Origin of the sequence: Streptomyces sp. Sge12 (assembly GCF_002080455.1) — a bacterium.
In the GTDB taxonomy this organism is placed as follows: domain Bacteria; phylum Actinomycetota; class Actinomycetes; order Streptomycetales; family Streptomycetaceae; genus Streptomyces.
Map to the genome: position 1 here is coordinate 2,174,618 of NZ_CP020555.1, position 17,931 is coordinate 2,192,548.

Sequence of the window (17,931 nt, forward strand, 5' to 3'; positions counted from 1 at the left end):
AGCGCCGGCGGCATGCCGGGAAGCTGCTGTGGTGATGTGGAGCGGAGGCGCCGGAGGCGCGAAGCGCTAGCCGTGCCCGTGCAGGGCGGTACGGCGCGTCTTGGGCGGTACGGCGAGGGCCGCGTCGGCCGGGTCGACGACGGTCGTGAGCCCGGCGGCCGGGCGCATCCCGGAGGCGGCCTGCTGCAGGCACTGCCTCGAGGAACGTGTGCGACCCATGGGCCGAGTGTACGGCCCACCCGGCGGCCCGGGGATCGCCGCTGCCGGCCCGCGATGTCCGCCGGTCCGGCCGGGCCGGCGACCGGCCGTCCCCGTGCGTGGACGCACCGGCGGAAGGCGGCGGCGCGGGTGGGGCGGGTGGGGGCGGCGCTCGTCCCGGCGCGCACGGACCACGGCGCCGTCCGGCGGCTTCTCGTACTGCTGCTCGCCCTCGGCCGCCGTGCCGCAGGAGCGGCAGCCGGGAGCCGTCAGGTGTCAGGTGTCAGGCGTGGTTGACGGGGAGGACGTCCGGGGAGAGGGTGCCGGCCCGGGCCGCGGCCGAGGTCATCCGCCTGCGGTGGTGGCGGCGGCAGAGGACCTCGTAGCCGATCTCCTCCGCCGGACGGTTCACATCGCCGACGACGACCTGGGCGCCCTCGACGACCATCTCCCCGCCCACCGTGCGGGCGTTGTGCGTGGCCCGGGCGCCGCACCAGCACAGGGCCTCGACCTGGAGCTGTTCGAGCCGGTCCGCCAGCTCGATCAGGCGCTGGGAGCCCGGGAAGAGCTTCGTGCGGAAGTCCGTGGTGATACCGAAGGCGAAGACGTCCAGCCCGAGGTCGTCGACGATGCGGGCGAGCTGGTCGATCTGCTCCGGGGTCAGGAACTGCGCCTCGTCCACGATCACGTAGTCCGCCTTGCCGCCCTTGGACAACTGCGCGACCAGGTAGGCGTACAGGTCCATGTCCTCCGGCGCCTCCACCGCCTCCGTCACCAGCCCGAGGCGCGAGGACAGCTTGCCCTCGCCCGCCCGGTCGTCACGGGTGAAGATCACGCCCTGGAGTCCTCGCGCATCGCGGTTGTGCGCGATCTGGAGCGCCAGAGTGCTCTTTCCGCAGTCCATCGTTCCGGAGAAGAACACCAGCTCGGGCATGGGAAGTACGAGACCTTTCGGGTCGTGGGCAGGTGGTGGGCGGCAGGGGGTCGGGGCGGTGGGCCGACGTGGGTCAGGTGCGGATCTCGAGCAGCGGGACGAGCTGCTCCGCCGCAGTCATGGATCCGTGCATTCCGGCGAGGGCGGACTCGTTCGGCTCGTTGCGCGAGGCGGTGATCGCGGCATCGGCCTGGGCGGCCGCGACCACGTCGCCGATGCGGCCGAGCACCCGCTCGTCGCACTCCCCCGGCGTGCCGAACCAGCCCAGCTCCAGGGCCTCATCGCGGCTCGCGACCCAGAACCGGTCGCCGAGCACCTCGCGCCACACGGTCAGCACGTCGGCCTGCGCACCCGGCACGGCGTACACGTGCCGGGCCCGGCCCTCGCCGCCCAGCAGGGCCACGCCCGCGCCGAGCTCCCAGTCCTCGTCGAAGTCGATCCGGGAGTCCTCGTCGAAGGGGACGTCGACCATGCCGTGGTCCGCGGTCACGTACAGGGCGGTGCGCGGCGGCAGCTGCTCGGCGAGCCGCTGGACGAGCCGGTCCACGTACATCAGCTGGCCGCGCCAGGCATCGGAGTCCACGCCGTGGCGGTGACCGGCCCCGTCGAGCTCGCTGTAATAGGTGTAGACGAGCGAGCGGTCACCGGCCGCGAGGCGCTCAGCCGCCAGGTCCATCCGCTCCTCGCCGGTCATCCGGCCGAGGAAGGTGCCGCCGCTCAGCGCGATCTTGGTGAGCGGGGTGGTCTGGAAGGCGGGCGAGGAGACCTGGGCGGTCGCCACCCCGGCCTTGTCCGCCTGCTGGAAGACGGTCGGGTACGGCTGCCAGGGCTTCGGCGGGGTCCACGGGTGCCAGCGGAGCTGGTTCATCAGTTCGCCGGTGGCCGGGTTGCGGACGGCGTAGCCGGGCAGGCCGTGGCGGGCCGGCGGCAGGCCGGTGCCCACGGAGGCCAGCGAGGTGGCGGTGGTCGCCGGGAAGCCCGCGGTGATCGGGCGGCCGGTGCCGCCGCGCGAGCTGCCGAGCAGGGAGGTGAGGTACGGGGCCTCGTCCGGGTGGGCCTTGATCTGCTCCCAGCCCATGCCGTCGACAAGGAACACGCAGTTCCGGTCGGCCGGGGTCAGCTCGGGGATCGCGGCGGTGAAGCCGGGTACGCCCTGGCCCGCCACGAGCGTGGGCAGCAGATCGGCGAGCGACCCGCTGCCGTACTCCGGGACGGGGGCGCCGGCCAGGTCCAGGAGCTCCGGCTCGGGCCACTCCTGCGCCGCGGAGTACGCCATCAGCGGGCGGGGGTGGAGGTGGACGTCGCCGCTGTGGCTTCGGAGAGTGCCTGTGCGAAGACCAGGGTCTGGCGCACCGCCTCCGGGCCGTCGCCGGCCTCGCTGACGCGCAGGCTGAGGTCGTCGGCGGTGGAGTTGCCGGTGTAGCCGTGGTCGGAGTCGCAGTTCGGGTCGCCGCAGGCGGCCGGCTCCAGGTCGATCCGCGAGACCGCGCCCCAGCCGATGGTCAGGACGACCTCGCGGGGCAGGGTGCCGGGGGTGTAGGACTCCGGGTTGGCGACGACGCGGCTGAGCACCACGGAGGAGATGCTGGACAGCTTGACCGACTCGGTGGAGGTGGTCGCGTACGGGGAGGGGGACCCTGCGTCGGCGGCCTGCTCGTCGGTGTGGCTGACGATGAAGCGGTTGCCGGTCAGGACCAGCACGGTGACGTGTCGGCGCACCTCGTTGGAGTCGAAGGTCGTCTCCTGGTGGACCAGGTACGACGAAATCGGCTCGCCGCCCACCGCGGCCTCCACGGCCTCGGCCACGAGGGCCGGGTAGTAGCCGCTGCGCTCGATCGCCGTGCGCAGCCCCTGGGTCGTCGTACCGGATTTCGCCATGAGGTCCATCCTAAGGCCCGTACGGGGCCCTCAGGCCGCGCCGTACCCGGTCAGTAACTGGGGAGGGTCCGCGGGCCGAGGTCTCCGCGGGCGGGCGCGTGGGCGACGCGGACGGTGGCGCTGAGCACGGACACCCCCTCGGCGGCGACCACGACGGGCTCCAGACGGACGTCGATCACCTCGGGGTGGTCGTCCACCAGGCGGGACAGGCGCAGGAGCAGGTCCTCCAGGGCGGGCGTGTCCACCGGGTCGCTGCCGCGCCAGCCGAAGAGGAGGGGCGCGGTCCGGATGGACCGGATCAGCCCGGCGGCGTCCCGGTCGGTGGCCGGGACCAGCCGGTGCGCGGTGTCGCCGAGCAGCTCGGAGGCGACCCCGGCGAGCCCGAAGGAGAGGACGGCGCCCGCGGCGGGGTCGATGACGGACCGCACGACGGTGTCGACCCCGCGCGGCACCATGGCCTGCACCACGGGCAGGAGCTCGGCCGGCTTGCCCAGCGCGTCGGTGAGCTCCTCGTACGAACGCCGCAGTTCGGCCTCGTTGGTGAGGTCGAGCCGTACGCCGCCCAGGTCCGCGCGGTGGCGCAGGTGCGGGGCGGTGGTCTTGAGCGCCACCGGGTAGCCGAGCACCGCGGCGGCCCGGGCCGCCGCGTCGGCGCTCGGCGCGGGCAGGGTGGGCAGGGCCCGGATCCCGTACCGCGCGAGCAGCTCGCGGGCGTGCCAGTCGGTCAGGGTGAGTGCGGCCCCGGCGTCGACGTCCGCGAGCAGGGCGGCCAGCTGGGCCGCGGCTCCGGTCTCGTCGATGTCCTCGTACTCGGGGACCCGCCCGTCGTCGTCGGCGAGGGCCCGGCGCCACTGGCCGTACCGGACCGCTTCGGCGACGGCTTTGACCGCCCGCTCGGCGGCGGGGTAGCTGGGGATGGAGGCCCCGGCAGCGGTGGGCACGCCCGCCCGGGACTGCGGGTCCGGGGCGGGGCCGCCGGCCGGGGAGGGGGCGGGGTGCGGCAGGCCCCGTACCGCGGACAGGGCCTCGACGAGCTCCTCCAGTTCGACGTGGACCACCGCCACCGGCTTGCCGGGGTGCTCGGCCACGGCGTCGCGGAGCGCACCGGCCAGGTCGTCCGTGGGGGCGTCCTCGCTGACCCAGGGGATGGCCGTGACCACGACCGCGTCGCAGTCCTCGGAGCGGAGCGCGTCGGTCAGGGCGGTGCGGAAGTCCGCCGGTGAGGCGGCCGTCGTCAGGTCCAGGGGCGGCAGCGGCCGCAGGCCCTGGGTGAGGCAGGCGTCGTAGGTGAGGATCCCGAGGGACTCGGAGTTGCCGAGGATGGCGATCCGGGGCCCGGCCGGCAGCGGCTGCGCGGCCAGCAGGAGGCCGACGTCCACCAACTCGGTGACCGTGTCGACGCGGATGACGCCGGCCTGGCGCAGCAGCGCGGAGACGGTGGCCTCCGGGAGCCTGGTGCCGGGGACGACGTGCCCGGCGGGGCTGTGGCGGCCGCCCTTGGCCACGACCACCGGCTTGACGGCCGCCGTCCGGCGGGCGAGGCGGGTGAACTTCCTTGGGTTGCCGAGGGTTTCGAGGTAGAGCAGGGCGACATCGGTCGCCTCGTCGTCGTACCAGTACTGGAGGATGTCGTTGCCGGAGACGTCGGCCCGGTTCCCCGCGGAGACGAAGGAGGACAGCCCCTCGCCGCGCCGGAGCAGCCCGGAGAGCAGGGCGATCCCGATCGCCCCGGACTGGGTGAACAGGCCGATCCGGCCGCGCGTGGGCATCGGCGCCGGGGTGAGGGAGGCGTTGAGTTCGACGTCCGGGGCGGTGTTGATCACCCCGTAGGCGTTCGGGCCGATCAGCCGCATCCCGTACGAGCGCACCTGCCGCACCAGTTCGCGCTGGCGGGCGAGGCCGGCCGGGCCGCTCTCCCCGTAGCCGGCGGACAGGACGACCAGTCCCTGGACCCCGTGCTCGCCGCAGGCGGCCACCGCTTCGGGGACCCGTTCGGCCGGGACCGCGATCACCGCGAGGTCGACCGGGGCGCCGATGGCCCCGATCGCGGGGTAGGCCCGGACGCCGTCGAGGAGGTCGCGGGTGACGGCCTCGTTGACGGCGTAGAGGTGGCCGCGGAAGCCGCTGTCGCGGAGGTTGCGCAGCGCGGCCGCGCCCACACCGGCGCCGGACCGGCTGACCCCGACGACGGCCACCGAGCCGGGGGCCAGCAGCCGCTGCACGGAGTGGGCCTCGGCGCGCTGTTCGCGGGCGCGCTGCACGGCGAGGGACTCGGCGGTGGGCTCGAGGTCGAGGGTGAGGTGGACGGAGCCGTCCTCGAAGCTGCGCTTCTGCTGGTACCCGGCGTCCGTGAACACCTTGATCATCTTGTTGTTGGCGGGCAGCACCTCGGCGGCGAACCGCCGGATGCCGCGCTCGCGGGCCACCGCGCCGATGTGTTCGAGGAGGGTGGAGGCGACCCCGCGGCCCTGGTGGGCGTCCTGGACGAGGAAGGCGACCTCCGCCTCGTCGGCGGGCCCGGAGGCGGGCCGGCCGTCGGGGCCGATGCGGTCGTAGCGGACGGTCCCGATGAACTCCCCGCCGATGGTCGCGGCGAGCCCGACCCGGTCCACGTAGTCGTGGTGCGTGAAGCGGTGCACGTCGCGGTCGGAGAGCCGGGGGTAGGGCGCGAAGAAGCGGTAGTACTTCGACTCGTCCGAGACCTGTTCGTAGAAGCTGACGAGCCGGCCCGCGTCCTCGGTGGTGATGGGCCTGATCCGGGCGGTACCGCCGTCGCGCAGGACGACGTCGGCTTCCCAGTGGGCCGGGTACGAGGGGTCCGACTCGATGGTCATGGGCCTACCTTACGGCCGGATCGGGCGGGACAGTGCTCGCGCGGCGTATTAGGCAGGATGGGACAAACCAGTGCAAGCTGGGGAAGGTCGAACGGCGAAAAAATCAGGCCGAAGGTCGGTCCGAGCATTCCGGACGTCGTGAGAGACTGGTCTAGACAACCGTAAGAACCTGAAGGGCATCACCATGGCAGAGCGCCGCGTCAACGTCGGTTGGGCCGAGGGCCTGCACGCTCGTCCCGCCTCGATCTTCGTCCGTGCGACGACCGCTTCCGGCGTCCCGGTGACCATCGCGAAGTCCGGCGGCGACCCGGTCAACGCCGCCTCCATGCTGGCGGTTCTGGGCCTGGGCGCCCAGGGCGGCGAGGAGATCGTCCTCGCCTCCGAGGCCGAGGGTGCGGACGCCGCGCTCGACCGCCTCGCGAAGCTGGTCGCCGAGGGTCTCGAGGAGCTCCCCGAGACCGTCTGACCCTTCGGGTTCGACCTCACGCACGAAGCCGCGGCCCCCGCTCCCGGGACCGCGGCTTCGCCGCATCCGGCACGGGGCCCGCCCCGCCCCCTCGCAACCCCCCTGCCGGGCCGCACCCTTGCCGCCCGCCCCCGGCCGGGAGCCGCGGCCGTCCCGCAGCACGGGCACACGGTGCACAGGGCCGCAGCCCGCAGGGTCCGGCACAGCATCGCCGCCCAAGCGCAGACCGCCGCCGGCCCACCGGGTGCGACGACCGCCCGGGTCGCGATGCACTCGCGGGCGCAGATCTCCGGCACGGCCCCGGCCCGGCGGAGCGAGGGCGCACACCTACGGGCTCGCGCCGGCGCCGTACCCATACCCGTACCCGCACCCGCACCCGCACCCGCACCCGCACCCGCACCCGCACGCACAACGCACCGCGTCGGTCCGCGCCGTCGGTGCTCGACCTGCCCGGGCGCCCCGCGGGGCGCTCCCGCACTGCCGGGTGCGACCCGGCGTCGGCCGCTCGCGGCGCACCGGGAAGATCCCGCTCGGCCGGAAAAGGGCCCCGCACAAATCCGCCGTACTCCGAATTGAGCTCCGCAGGAATTCGGCACGGAAAATCGGCCCGGCGCACAATCCGACCGGCCGCCGTGCAGCGAATTCACGCGATGCGCGATTCCACCCTTTGTATACGGGTCCTGTTAATGCCGGCCGCTCGACATGTTTACGGCAGGTTGCGAAGTCCTCACCGCCGCGCGCACCCGCAGCCGGTGCGCCCCCGCCGCCCGTTCGGCGTGGAGCACGGTCAGCGCCCGCGCCCGCTCGGCGTCCCCGCGCGCCACCGCGTCCACGATCGCGCCGTGCTCCGCCCAGGACTCCACCGGCCGGGCCGGCGCCTCCACCACGTACATCCAGGCGACCTTGTGCCGCATCTGCGTGAGCAGCGCGATCAGCCCGGGGCTGCCGGAGGACTGCGCGAGCGTCTCGTGGAACCAGCCGCCCAGGGAGCGCAGGTCCTCCCCCTGGCCCCGCCTGGCCCGCTCCTGCCCCAGCCTGACCAGCCCCCGCAGCACCTTGAGGTGTGCGTCGGTGCGCCGCCGGGCCGCTCTGGCGGCCGCCAGGGGCTCCAGCAGCATCCGCAGCTCCAGCAGGTCCGCGGCCTCCTGCTCGGTCGGCTCGGCCACGCAGGCCCCCGCATGGCGCCGCGTGGTCACGAAGCCTTCGGACTCCAGGGTCCGCAGGGCCTCGCGGACCGGGACGCGCGAGACCCCGTACCGGCGGGCCAGCACCTCCTCGGTCAGCCGCGCGCCCGGCTCGAACGCCCCGGAGACGATGTCGTCGCGGATTGCTGTGCATACCGCGTGCGCAGGAATACGCAAGACCGAACCTCCGCCTATTTCCGACTGCCAGCCTGATTGCACGCACATGCGCGTACCGAGACTCTATTGCAACACACGATAATTTCCGAGAGCAGCCGAAAATGCGAAACATTTGCACAGGGACGCGCAACACAAAGACCCCGGCTCGGGGAGCCGGGGTCTTCGGTGGAGCAGAAGGTGGAGCCGAAGCTGCTCGGGGCAGCGTCAGAGCTCGACGCCGTGCGAGCGCAGGTACGCGATCGGGTCGATGTCCGAGCCGTACTGCGAGCCCGTGCGGGCCTCGAAGTGCAGGTGCGGGCCGCTGGAGTTGCCGGTGGAGCCCGACAGGCCGATCTGCTGGCCGGGGGTGACCTGCTGGCCGACCGAGACGTTCAGCGAGGTCATGTGCCCGTACTGGGTGTACGTACCGTCGTTGTGCTTGATGACGACGTTGTTGCCGTACGCGCCACCCCAGCCGGCCTCGACGACGGTGCCGACGCCGACGGCGTGGACCGAGGTGCCGGAGGCGGCGTGGAAGTCGATGCCCGTGTGGCTGCCGGAGGACCACATGCCGCCGCCCGCGTGGTACTGCGTGCTGACGTAGGAGCCGTCCACCGGGGCGACGAAGGTGTTGAGGCGCTTGCGCTCCTCCTCGCGGGCGGCGCGCTCGGCGGCCTCGCGCTCGGCCTTCGCCTTGGCCTCGGCGAGGCGCTTGGCCTCCGCGGCCTTCTGCTTCGCGTCGGCCTCGGCCTGCGCCTTGGCGGCGGCGTGCTCGGCGGCGCGGTGCTGGGCGTCGGCCTGCTCGGAGATGTCACCCGCGAGCTCGTCGGCGACGACGACGGCACCGAGGCCGTTGTCCTGGCCGATGTTGCTGCTGTGGTTGTCCGCGGCGAAGGCCGGGGCGGCGAGGGAGCCGACGACACCCGTGGTGGCGATCGCGGCGATACCGGCGTAACCGGCGGTCTTGCGGCTCAGACGGCTGGAACCACGGTGCTTACCGGAACCAGCGGGACGACTGCCAAACGCCATGAAGGGTTTGATCCTTTCCTTCCTTCTCGCCTACCGGGTTAGCTGACGGGTTCGGAGCAGGAAGGTCTCCTACGGGCCTCCTCTTACGAGGGGGTCCGATTCACCCCAGGGACTCATGTGGGTCCCCGGCTCCCCAGGCTCGCGCCTGACGGGGACTCGGCGATCGCTGCCCGGTGCCGCGGGTGCGGCGGGCACAACTGACGGACAGCACGGCCGACGCTAGGCGGATCATCAGTCAATCGCCAAACAGACGCGGCTTTTTGTTGCGTACGCCACACCGCATACAAGCAACCTCACCATTAAACGGACAAAAGGGGTTCCGGTGAACAAGTCACCAGAACCCCTTGCTGAAACCTTCAGCCGGCCCTCAAGGAGCCGTCGCCCGACCGTCAGTTGGAGACGACCGTGACCTCACCGATCCCGAGGGCCCGCACGGGCTCCTCGATGAGCGACGCATCGCCCACCAGGACGGTGACCAGCCGGTCCGCCGGGAAGGCCTTCACGACCGCCGACGTCGCCTCCACCGTGCCGGTTTCGGCCAGCTGGGCGTACAACTGCGCCTGGTAGTCGTCCGGCAGTTCCTGCTCGACCTGGTCCGCGAGGGTGCCCGCGACCGAGGCCGCCGTCTCGAACTTCAGCGGGGCGACGCCCACCAAGTTCTGTACGGCGACATCGCGTTCGGCGTCGGTCAGACCGCCCTCGGCGAGGGTGCGCAGCACCTTCCAGAGGTCCTCCAGCGCCGGGCCCGTGTTCGGTGTGTCCACCGAGCCGCTGATGGCGAGCATCGAGGCACCCTTGCCGTCCGCGGTGGAGCGCAGCACCTGGCCGAAGGCGCGCACCCCGTAGGTGTAGCCCTTCTCCTCGCGCAGCACCTTGTCCAGGCGCGAGGTGAGGGTGCCGCCCAGGCAGTACGTGCCGAGCACCTGGGCCGCCCACACCCGGTCGTGGCGGTCCGCCCCGATCCGGCCGATCAGCAGCTGCGTCTGGACCGCGCCGGGCCGGTCCACGATGACCACGCGGCCGGTGTCGTCCGCGGTCACCGGCGGCACCGGGAGGGCGGCGGCGGTGTTGCCCGTCCAGGTGCCCAGGGTGTCCGCCAGCACGGCGTCCAGGTCGATGCCGGTCAGGTCGCCGACGACCACCGCGGTGGCGGTGGCGGGCCGTACGTGGGCCTCGTAGAAGGCGCGTACGGCGGCGGAGTCGATCCGGGCGACCGTCTCCTCGGTGCCCTGGCGCGGCCGGGACATCCGCAGGGTGGCCGGGAAGAGCTCCTTGGAGAGCTGCTTGGCGGCGCGGCGCTGCGGGTTGGCCAGCTCGTGCGGGATCTCGTCGAGCCGGTTGCGCACCAGCCGGTCGACCTCGGCGTCGGCGAAGGCCGGGGCGCGCAGCGCCTCGGCGAGCAGGCCCAGCGCCTTGGGCAGGCGGGAGGCCGGGACCTCCAGCGAGACCCGGATGCCCGGGTGGTCGGCGTGCGCGTCGAGGGTGGCGCCGCAGCGCTCCAGCTCGGCCGCGAACTCCTCGGCGGAGTGCTTGTCGGTGCCCTCGGAGAGCGCCCGCGCCATGATGGTCGCCACGCCGTCCAGGCCGGCGGGCTCGGCGTCGAGCGGCGCGGCGAGATTGACCTCGACCGCGACGACCTGCTGGCCCGGCCGGTGGCAGCGCAGCAGGGTCAGCCCGTTGGACAGCTGCCCGCGGTCGGGGGCCGGGAAGGCCCACGGCTGCGGCTCGCCGGCTTGGGGCTGCGGGTGGAAGCTCATCGTGACGGCTGCGGTGTCGCTCACTGCTCCGCCCCCTCGTTCTCGTCGGACTCGTCGTGCTGGTCGGCCTCGTCGGCGGCGATCGGCTCGTAGACGAGCACCGCGCGGTTGTCCGGGCGCAGTCGGGCGGCGGCCACGGCCTGCACCTCCTCGGCGGTGATGTCCAGGACGCGCTGGACGGCGGTCAGCGCCAGCTGCGGGTCGCCGAACAGCACCGCGAAGCGGCACAGTTCGTCGGCGCGCCCGGCCACCGTGCTCAGCCGGTCCAGCCACTCGCGCTCGAGCTGCGCCTGGGCCCGCTCCATCTCCTCGGCCGTCGGGCCCTCGGCGGCGAACCGCGCGAGCTCCTCGTCCACGGCCGCCTCGATGGCGGGGATCTCGACCCCGCTGGAGGTCTTGACGTCCAGCCAGCCCAGGGAGGGGGCCCCGGCCAGGCGCAGCATGCCGAAGCCGGCCGCGACGGCGCTCTGGTCGCGGCGCACCAGCCGGTTGTGCAGCAGCGAGGACTCGCCGCCGCCCAGGATGGTCAGCGCCACGTCGGCGGCGTCGCACTCACGGGTGCCGTCGTGCGGCAGCCGGTAGGCGGCCATCAGCGCACGCGCCGGGACCTCCTCGACGATCTCCTCGCGCAGCTGCTCCCCGATGATGTCGGGCAGCGAGCCGTCGCGCGGCGGCTGCTTGCCGTCGTGCGCCGGGATGGTGCCGAAGTACTTCTCCACCCAGGCGAGCGTCTGCTCGGGGTCGATGTCCCCGACGACGGAGAGCACCGCGTTGTTGGGCGCGTAGTACGTACGGAAGAAGGTGCGCGCGTCCTCCAGGGACGCGGCGTCCAGGTCGGCCATGGAGCCGATCGGGGTGTGGTGGTACGGGTGGCCCTCGGGGTAGGCCAGGGCGGTGAGCCGCTCGAAGGCCGTGCCGTAGGGAACGTTGTCGTACCGCTGGCGGCGCTCGTTCTTGACGACGTCGCGCTGGTTCTCCATGGACTCGTCGTCCAGGGCGGCCAGCAGGGACCCCATCCGGTCCGCCTCCAGCCAGAGCGCGAGCTCCAGCTGGTGGGTCGGCATCGTCTCGAAGTAGTTGGTGCGCTCGAAGCTGGTGGTGCCGTTGAGGGAACCGCCGGCGCCCTGGACCAGTTCGAAGTGGCCGTTGCCCGGTACGCTCGCCGACCCCTGGAACATCAGGTGCTCGAAGAGGTGAGCCAGACCGGTGCGTCCCTTGACTTCGTGGCGCGAGCCGACGTCGTACCAGAGGCAGACCGCGGCGACCGGGGTCAGGTGGTCCTCGGACAGCACCACGCGCAGGCCGTTGGCCAGCCGGTGCTCGGTCGCTGTCAGGCCGCCGGAGCCGGCCTGGGCTGTGGCCGTGTGACCCATGGGCATGTGGTCCCTTCGATCGCGATGCAGAGATTTCTTATCGACCTGCCACTGTATGCAAGCGCGTCGGCCGCCGGATAAGTTCCCGGGTCACTCCCCCGCACTCCGTCCGGGGGACCCCCGGGGTCGGAGTCGGCGTTGTCGGTGCGTCGGGCCACAATGGTCCGCGTCGTACCCTCGCCGGACACCACAAGACCGTCAGACCGAGCCAGACACCCCGCCAGACACCCAGCACACCCCATTTTGGTTAAGGAGCCGCGCAGCGATGGCCCGCCGCAGCACGAAGACCCCGCCGCCGGAGGATTTCGAGGAGAAGATCCTCGACATCGACGTCGTCGACGAAATGCAGGGCTCCTTCCTCGAGTACGCGTACTCGGTGATCTACTCCCGCGCCCTGCCCGACGCCCGGGACGGCATGAAGCCGGTGCACCGGCGCATCGTCTACCAGATGAACGAGATGGGCCTGCGCCCCGACCGCGGCTACGTGAAGTGCGCCCGTGTCGTCGGCGAGGTCATGGGCAAGCTCCACCCGCACGGTGACGCGTCGATCTACGACGCCCTCGTCCGCATGGCGCAGCCCTTCTCGATGCGGCTGCCGCTGGTCGACGGCCACGGCAACTTCGGTTCGCTCGGCAACGACGACCCGCCGGCCGCAATGCGTTACACCGAGTGCAAGATGGCCGACGCCACGTCACTGATGACGGAGTCGATCGACGAGGACACCGTCGACTTCACCGCCAACTACGACGGCCAGGAGCGGGAGCCGGTCGCGCTGCCCGCCGCGTACCCGAACCTGCTGGTCAACGGCGCGTCCGGGATCGCGGTCGGCATGGCCACCAACATGCCCCCGCACAACCTGGGCGAGGTCATCGCGGCCGCCCGCCACCTGATCCGCCACCCGCAGGCGGACCTGGAGGCGCTGATGCGCTTCGTGCCGGGTCCCGACCTGCCCACGGGCGGCCGGATCGTCGGCCTCTCGGGCATCAAGGACGCCTACGAGAACGGGCGCGGCACCTTCAAGATCCGCGCGACGGTGGCCGTCGAGGACGTGACGGCGCGCCGCAAGGGCCTGGTCGTCACCGAACTGCCCTTCACGGTCGGCCCCGAGAAGGTCATCGCGAAGATCAAGGACCTGGTCGGCTCGAAGAAGCTCCAGGGCATCGCCGACGTCAAGGACCTCACCGACCGTGCGCACGGCCTGCGCCTGGTCATCGAGATCAAGAACGGCTTCCACCCGGAGGCGGTGCTGGAGCAGCTCTACAAGCTGACGCCGATGGAGGAGTCCTTCGGCATCAACAACGTGGCGCTGGTCGACGGGCAGCCCCTGACCCTGGGCCTCAAGGAGCTGCTGGAGGTCTATCTCGACCACCGCTTCGAGGTCGTCCGGCGGCGCAGCGAGTTCCGCCGCACCAAGCGCCGCGACCGGCTGCACCTCGTCGAGGGCCTACTGGTGGCCCTCATCGACATCGACGAGGTCATCCGGCTCATCCGGGACAGCGAGAACTCGGCCCAGGCCAAGGCCAGGCTGATGGAGCGGTTCTCGCTGAGCGAGATCCAGACCCAGTACATCCTGGACACCCCGCTGCGCCGGCTCACCAAGTTCGACCGCCTGGAGCTGGAGTCCGAGCGCGACCGGCTGGCCGGCGAGATCGACGAGCTGACCGGGATCCTGGAGTCGGACAGCGAGCTGCGCAAGCTGGTCTCCGCGGAACTGGCGGCGGTCGCGAAGAAGTTCGGCACCGAGCGCCGCACGGTGCTGCTGGAGTCCGCGGGCACCGCGGTGGCGGCGGTTCCGCTGGAGGTCGCGGACGACCCGTGCCGGGTGCTGCTGTCCTCGACGGGCCTGCTGGCCCGTACGGCGAACGGCGAGGCGCTGCCGGAGGAGGAGGGCGGCGCCCGCGCCAAGCACGACCTGATCGTCTCGCAGGTCGCGGCGACGGCCCGGGCCGATGTCGGCGCGGTCACCTCGTACGGGCGGCTGCTGCGGCTGTCGGTGATCGACCTGCCGCAGCTGCCGGACACCCACGCCGCGCCGAACCTGGCGGGCGGCGCCCCGGTCTCGGAGTTCCTCTCCGGGCTGGAGGCGGACGAGAAGGTGATCTGCCTGACCTCGCTGGACGAGTCCTCGCAGGGTCTGGCGCTGGGCACCGAGCAGGGCGTGGTCAAGCGCGTCGTGCCCGACTATCCGGCGAACAAGGACGAGCTGGAGGTCATCACCCTCAAGGACGGCGACCGGATCGTCGGCGCGGTCGAGCTGCGCACGGGCGAGGAGGACTTGGTCTTCATCACCGACGACGCCCAGCTGCTGCGCTACCCGGCGGGCCAGGTCCGCCCGCAGGGCCGCCCGGCGGGCGGCATGGCCGGCATCAAGCTCGCCGACGGCGCCAAGGTGATCCACTTCTCGGCCGTGGACCCGGCGCGGGAGGCCGTGGTCTTCACGGTGGCGGGCTCGCACGGCACCCTGGACGACTCGGTGACGTCCGGGAAGCTGACCCCCTTCGACCAGTACCCGCGCAAGGGCCGGGCCACGGGCGGCGTGCGCTGCCAGCGGTTCCTGAAGGGCGAGGACGTGCTGGTACTGGCATGGGCGGGCGGCTCCCCCGCCCGCGCGGCGACGGCGAACGGCACTCCGGCCGAACTGCCCGCCGTGGACCCGCGCCGGGACGGCTCGGGGGCCGCACTGCCGGCGGTCGTCGCGGCGCTGGCGGGAGCCGCGCTGTAGGGACGCAGAAGGGCATTCGGGTGGTGCGACCGGGGGGACGTACCACCCGAATGCCGACTAGTGTTTTCCCCGTGGACGCGGTGGGGGGAGAACACAACTGATGAGCCGTCGAGCGGGAAGCGGACTGATCGGGAACTGGGCGGAGGCCCAGCGTCGTCAGCAACAGACGCAGCAGATCCAGCAGCGGGAGGCCGAGCGCCGGCAGCGGGCCTACGAACGGGACGCGAACCGGAGCCACCGGCAGTACCGCGAGGCCGAGGCCCTCAGGCGCACCGCGCAGCTCGACGCCGAGGTCACCGCCCTCAAGGGCCTGTTGGCCGCGGGATGCCGGGCACCGGCGTTCCGGATATCCGACCTGGCCCGGCCCGACCGGCTGGAGCCCTTCAACCCGGGGGCCCTGGCGCAGCCGGTGCCGATGCCCCGCATCGAGGACTTCCAGCGGCAGAGCAGCGGCTGGACGCTCGGCTCGAACCACCGGGCGCAGGCGGAGCGGGAGGCCCACGCCCGCTACACGCAGGCCTGGCAGGCCGCGAACGCCGCTGAGGCACAGCGGCAGCAGCAACTGGCCGCGTACCGGCAGCAGTACGACCGGTGGGCGGCGGAGCAGCTCGCCGGGGTGCGGGCGCACAACAGCGGGCTCACCGAGCTGGCCGACGCGCTGCGCGCGGGCGATGCCGAGGCTGCGGTGGAGTACTTCTCGGCAGCCCTGTACGCCTCGAAGGCCTGGCCCGAGGGGCTGCCCCGGCAGGTGGCTGCCGCCTACGACCCCGCCGCGCGCCAGCTGGTGCTGGACTGGGAACTGCCCGGGTACGCGGTCGTGCCGGAGGCCCGGGCCGTGCAGTACCTGCCGAGCACGGACCAGGACAAGGTGAAGCCGCGCCCGGTCACGGAGCGGCGGGCCCTGTACCGGGACCTGCTGGCCCAGTGCGTGCTGCTGGTGGTGCGCGAGCTGTACGCGGCGGACGAGTTCGGCGTACTGGACTCGGTCGTGGTCAACGGCTTCGTGGACTGCCACGATCCGGTGACGGGGCAGGAGGCGCGGTTCGTGCTCTCCACGGTGCCGGCCGAACGGAGTGCCTTCTCCGGGCTGCGGCTGGAACAGGTCAGCGCGGTGGACTGCCTGGTCTCGGGGCTGGGCGGGCTGTTGTCGGCGCGGCCCGACCAGCTGACGGCGGTGCGCCCCGGGCGCCGGCCCGACGAGGTCGGCGGGGGTGTCGTCAGCCACGGCGGGCACGGGGGCGGCGCGGACGAGGACGAGCCGGATCTCTTCGTGATGGACCCGATCGCCTTCGAGAACCTGGTCGCCGAGCTGTTCCGGGCGATGGGCATGGAGGCGGTGACCACGCAGCGCTCTGGCGACGGCGGGGTGGACGTGGAGGCGGTGGACCCGGCGCCGATCCGGGGCGGGCGGATCGTGGTGCAGGTCAAGCGCTACCGGAACACGGTGCCGCCGACGGCCGTGCGTGATCTGTACGGCACGGTCCAGGACAAGGGGGCGAACAAGGGGGTGCTGGTCACCACCGCGTCCTTCGGGCCGGGGTCGTACACCTTTGCCAACGGCAAGCCGCTGGAGTTGGTTCCCGGCGCGGACCTGGTCGAGCTGCTCCACCAGTACGGGCTCCGGGGCCGTCTCGGGGGCGGCAGCGCCGCGGCGCCCGCGCGGCGGGCGCCCGAGCCCGAGCCGGCTCCCCCGGCGGACCACAACGTGCTCGGCATGTCCTGGTCGGGCGCGGTCGCCCTGGACGTGTGCGCCCTGGTCTGCACGGGCAACCGGGTGCTGAGCGAGGACCACTTCGTCTTCTTCAACAACCCGCGCACCCCGGACGGTTCGGTCCGCTCCCGCGAGCACGCGATGCCCGACAAGGCGGCGCTGGAGGTCTCCTTCGACGCCCTGCCGTCGCAGGCCGACCGCTTGGTCCTGGTGGCCGCGATCGACCCGGAGGTGGATCCGCACGCCGACCTCGCCGGGTTCACCGACGCCCATATCCGGCTGCTGTCGGCCGGCGGGGAGGAACTGGGCCGGCTCGACGTCTCTGACGGGCGCGCCGGCGAGACGGCCCTGGTCCTCGGCTCGTTCCGGCGGCGCGCCAACGGCGACTGGGACTTCGTGATCGGCGGCAAGGGGTACCGCGGCGGCCTGGAGGCCCTGCTGGGCGAGTACGGGGTCGAGGTCGCCTGAGCGGTCGGGCGGTCGCCCGAAGCTCGAGGCCGGGGGTCGTCCCGGTGACAGCAACCCCGGCCCGAAGTAAGGGTGTCGGCTCCCTCAGCCCTCGTGCGAGCCGGTCCCGGAGTCGGCCCCCTCCGCGGGCTCTGCCGGCTCTGCCGGCTCCGCGGGCCGGGCGACGTACCGGAGCACGCCCCACATGCTCTCGGGGCGCGCCTCGTGCGGGGCCGGCTCGCGGCAGGCCTCCAGGTCGCGCAGCAGCCCCGGGCCGTCGGTGCCCGCGCCGATCAGGACGAGCTGCGTCAGGCGTGCTTCGCCCCGCCCCCAGGGCCGTGGGGCGAAGCGGAGGAAGCGGCCGACCGCGTGGACCTCGTAGCGCTCCTCGTGCCCGGGTACGCCGAAGTAGACGAAGCCCTTGATCCGGTACAGCCCGGCCGGGCGCCGGTCGAGGAAGTCGATGAACCGGCGCGGGGACAGGGCCTGCTCGGAGGTGAACTCCGTGCTCTCGTACGCGGCGTGCACGTGGTCGCAGCCGTCGTGATCGTGGCCGGCCGCCTCGGAGAGGAGGTCCTCGAAGGAGAGCTGTCCGCGGGTCTCGGTCCAGGGCCGCCGGTCGAAGAGGAGCTCCGGGTCGATCCGCCCGTGATCGGCGCCCACGACCGGGGTGCCGGGGGCGCACAGCGCGGCGAGTTCCTTCTCGATCCGGGCCCGCTCGGCCGCGTCCACCCGGTCGGTCTTGTTGAGCACCACGAGGTCGGCGACGGCGAGGTGGCGGTCGGTCTCCGGGTGCCTGGCCCGGGTCGCGTCGAATTCGGCGGCGTCCACGACCTCCACCATGCCGCCGTACCGGATGTCCGGGTTCTCGCTGGCCATGAGCATCCGGATCATCTCCTGGGGCTCGGCCAGCCCGCTCGCCTCGATGACGATCACGTCGATCCGGTGGACGGGTGCGGAGAGCTTCTCCAGGTAGGCGTCGAGTTCGCTGCCGTCGACGGCGCAGCACAGGCAGCCGCCGCCGAGGGAGACCATCGAGTCCCCGACCTGGCCGGCCACCGACATCGCGTCGACCTCGATCGATCCGAAGTCGTTGACGACGACCCCGATGCGGGTGCCTCCGCGCCCGGCGAGGAGGTGGTTCAGCACGGTGGTCTTGCCGGATCCGAGGAAACCGGCGAGGACGACGACGGGGATGGGCTGCCTGCTGTTCACCCGGTCGATCGTAGCCAGGATCATGCA

General features: G+C 72.7%; 13 protein-coding genes and 1 riboswitch. Of the genes, 3 read left to right on the forward strand and 10 right to left on the reverse strand.

Going from position 1 to position 17,931, the window contains the following annotated elements; translation table 11 throughout:
* Nucleotides 1-66: 66 nt before the first annotated feature.
* The 5 genes from B6R96_RS37225 to B6R96_RS09415 all read right to left on the reverse strand — a co-directional run bounded on the left by B6R96_RS37225 (nt 67) and on the right by B6R96_RS09415 (nt 5,844).
* A complete protein-coding gene (locus B6R96_RS37225) occupies nt 67-219 on the reverse strand; it encodes a hypothetical protein (RefSeq protein ID WP_158721081.1) in 153 nt (50 codons plus the stop codon).
* Between the two features lie 262 nt (nt 220-481).
* Entirely contained in the window at nt 482-1,132 is a 651-nt protein-coding gene (locus B6R96_RS09400) for a thymidine kinase (protein WP_030385646.1), read from the reverse strand.
* A 73-nt stretch (nt 1,133-1,205) separates the two neighbouring features.
* Nucleotides 1,206-2,408 carry an alkaline phosphatase family protein gene (locus tag B6R96_RS09405; RefSeq protein ID WP_081522242.1) on the reverse strand — a complete coding sequence of 401 codons (1,203 nt, stop codon included), beginning with the start codon at nt 2,406-2,408 and terminating at the stop codon, nt 1,206-1,208.
* Nucleotides 2,408-3,010 carry a DUF5998 family protein gene (locus B6R96_RS09410; RefSeq protein WP_030385644.1) on the reverse strand — a complete coding sequence of 201 codons (603 nt, stop codon included), beginning with the start codon at nt 3,008-3,010 and terminating at the stop codon, nt 2,408-2,410. The genes B6R96_RS09405 and B6R96_RS09410 overlap by 1 nt, the downstream gene beginning before the upstream one ends.
* Nucleotides 3,011-3,060: 50 nt before the next feature.
* Nucleotides 3,061-5,844 (reverse strand): bifunctional acetate--CoA ligase family protein/GNAT family N-acetyltransferase, encoded by a 2,784-nt coding sequence (locus B6R96_RS09415; RefSeq protein ID WP_081522243.1) that lies wholly within the window; start codon nt 5,842-5,844, stop codon nt 3,061-3,063.
* A gap of 184 nt (nt 5,845-6,028) precedes the next feature.
* On the opposite strand from B6R96_RS09415, the gene B6R96_RS09420 reads away from it, so the two are divergent.
* Entirely contained in the window at nt 6,029-6,310 is a 282-nt protein-coding gene (locus B6R96_RS09420) for an HPr family phosphocarrier protein (RefSeq protein WP_030012489.1), read from the forward strand.
* 683 nt (nt 6,311-6,993) lie between these two features.
* Here the strand turns inward: B6R96_RS09420 and B6R96_RS09425 are convergent.
* The 4 genes from B6R96_RS09425 to B6R96_RS09440 all read right to left on the reverse strand — a co-directional run bounded on the left by B6R96_RS09425 (nt 6,994) and on the right by B6R96_RS09440 (nt 11,809).
* Nucleotides 6,994-7,671, reverse strand: coding sequence for a GntR family transcriptional regulator (locus B6R96_RS09425; protein WP_081522244.1), 678 nt, complete (start codon nt 7,669-7,671; stop codon nt 6,994-6,996).
* 204 nt (nt 7,672-7,875) lie between these two features.
* Entirely contained in the window at nt 7,876-8,679 is an 804-nt protein-coding gene (locus tag B6R96_RS09430) for a M23 family metallopeptidase (RefSeq protein WP_030385641.1), read from the reverse strand.
* 13 nt (nt 8,680-8,692) lie between these two features.
* Nucleotides 8,693-8,851, reverse strand: a riboswitch (cyclic di-AMP (ydaO/yuaA leader).
* 217 nt (nt 8,852-9,068) lie between these two features.
* Nucleotides 9,069-10,436: a M16 family metallopeptidase gene (locus B6R96_RS09435; RefSeq protein ID WP_030385640.1), complete on the reverse strand. Its 1,368-nt coding sequence runs from the start codon at nt 10,434-10,436 to the stop codon at nt 9,069-9,071.
* A gap of 20 nt (nt 10,437-10,456) precedes the next feature.
* The gene (locus tag B6R96_RS09440; RefSeq protein WP_030385639.1) at nt 10,457-11,809 is read right to left on the reverse strand and encodes a M16 family metallopeptidase; all 1,353 of its coding nucleotides are present in this window, start codon (nt 11,807-11,809) and stop codon (nt 10,457-10,459) included.
* 265 nt (nt 11,810-12,074) lie between these two features.
* Here B6R96_RS09440 and B6R96_RS09445 point away from each other — a divergent pair, with 265 nt between their 5' ends.
* Both B6R96_RS09445 and B6R96_RS09450 read left to right on the forward strand, forming a co-directional pair.
* On the forward strand, nt 12,075-14,531 hold the full coding sequence (locus B6R96_RS09445) for a DNA gyrase/topoisomerase IV subunit A (RefSeq protein WP_030385638.1): 2,457 nt from the start codon (nt 12,075-12,077) through the stop codon (nt 14,529-14,531).
* Nucleotides 14,532-14,631: 100 nt separating this feature from the next.
* Nucleotides 14,632-16,710 carry a restriction endonuclease gene (locus B6R96_RS09450; protein ID WP_203351611.1) on the forward strand — a complete coding sequence of 693 codons (2,079 nt, stop codon included), beginning with the start codon at nt 14,632-14,634 and terminating at the stop codon, nt 16,708-16,710.
* Nucleotides 16,711-16,794: 84 nt separating this feature from the next.
* On the opposite strand, the gene B6R96_RS09455 is transcribed toward B6R96_RS09450, so the two are convergent.
* On the reverse strand, nt 16,795-17,928 hold the full coding sequence (locus tag B6R96_RS09455) for a CobW family GTP-binding protein (RefSeq protein WP_081522245.1): 1,134 nt from the start codon (nt 17,926-17,928) through the stop codon (nt 16,795-16,797).
* Nucleotides 17,929-17,931: the final 3 nt, after the last annotated feature.

Coding starts and splice junctions, on each gene's coding strand:
- B6R96_RS37225 (WP_158721081.1), bottom strand. CDS start 219: ATGGGTCGCACACGTTCCTCGAGGCAGTGCCTGCAGCAGGCCGCCTCC.
- B6R96_RS09400 (WP_030385646.1), bottom strand. CDS start 1,132: ATGCCCGAGCTGGTGTTCTTCTCCGGAACGATGGACTGCGGAAAGAGC.
- B6R96_RS09405 (WP_081522242.1), bottom strand. CDS start 2,408: ATGGCGTACTCCGCGGCGCAGGAGTGGCCCGAGCCGGAGCTCCTGGAC.
- B6R96_RS09410 (WP_030385644.1), bottom strand. CDS start 3,010: ATGGCGAAATCCGGTACGACGACCCAGGGGCTGCGCACGGCGATCGAG.
- B6R96_RS09415 (WP_081522243.1), bottom strand. CDS start 5,844: ATGACCATCGAGTCGGACCCCTCGTACCCGGCCCACTGGGAAGCCGAC.
- B6R96_RS09420 (WP_030012489.1), top strand. CDS start 6,029: ATGGCAGAGCGCCGCGTCAACGTCGGTTGGGCCGAGGGCCTGCACGCT.
- B6R96_RS09430 (WP_030385641.1), bottom strand. CDS start 8,679: ATGGCGTTTGGCAGTCGTCCCGCTGGTTCCGGTAAGCACCGTGGTTCC.
- B6R96_RS09435 (WP_030385640.1), bottom strand. CDS start 10,436: ATGAGCTTCCACCCGCAGCCCCAAGCCGGCGAGCCGCAGCCGTGGGCC.
- B6R96_RS09440 (WP_030385639.1), bottom strand. CDS start 11,809: ATGGGTCACACGGCCACAGCCCAGGCCGGCTCCGGCGGCCTGACAGCG.
- B6R96_RS09445 (WP_030385638.1), top strand. CDS start 12,075: ATGGCCCGCCGCAGCACGAAGACCCCGCCGCCGGAGGATTTCGAGGAG.
- B6R96_RS09450 (WP_203351611.1), top strand. CDS start 14,632: ATGAGCCGTCGAGCGGGAAGCGGACTGATCGGGAACTGGGCGGAGGCC.
- B6R96_RS09455 (WP_081522245.1), bottom strand. CDS start 17,928: ATGATCCTGGCTACGATCGACCGGGTGAACAGCAGGCAGCCCATCCCC.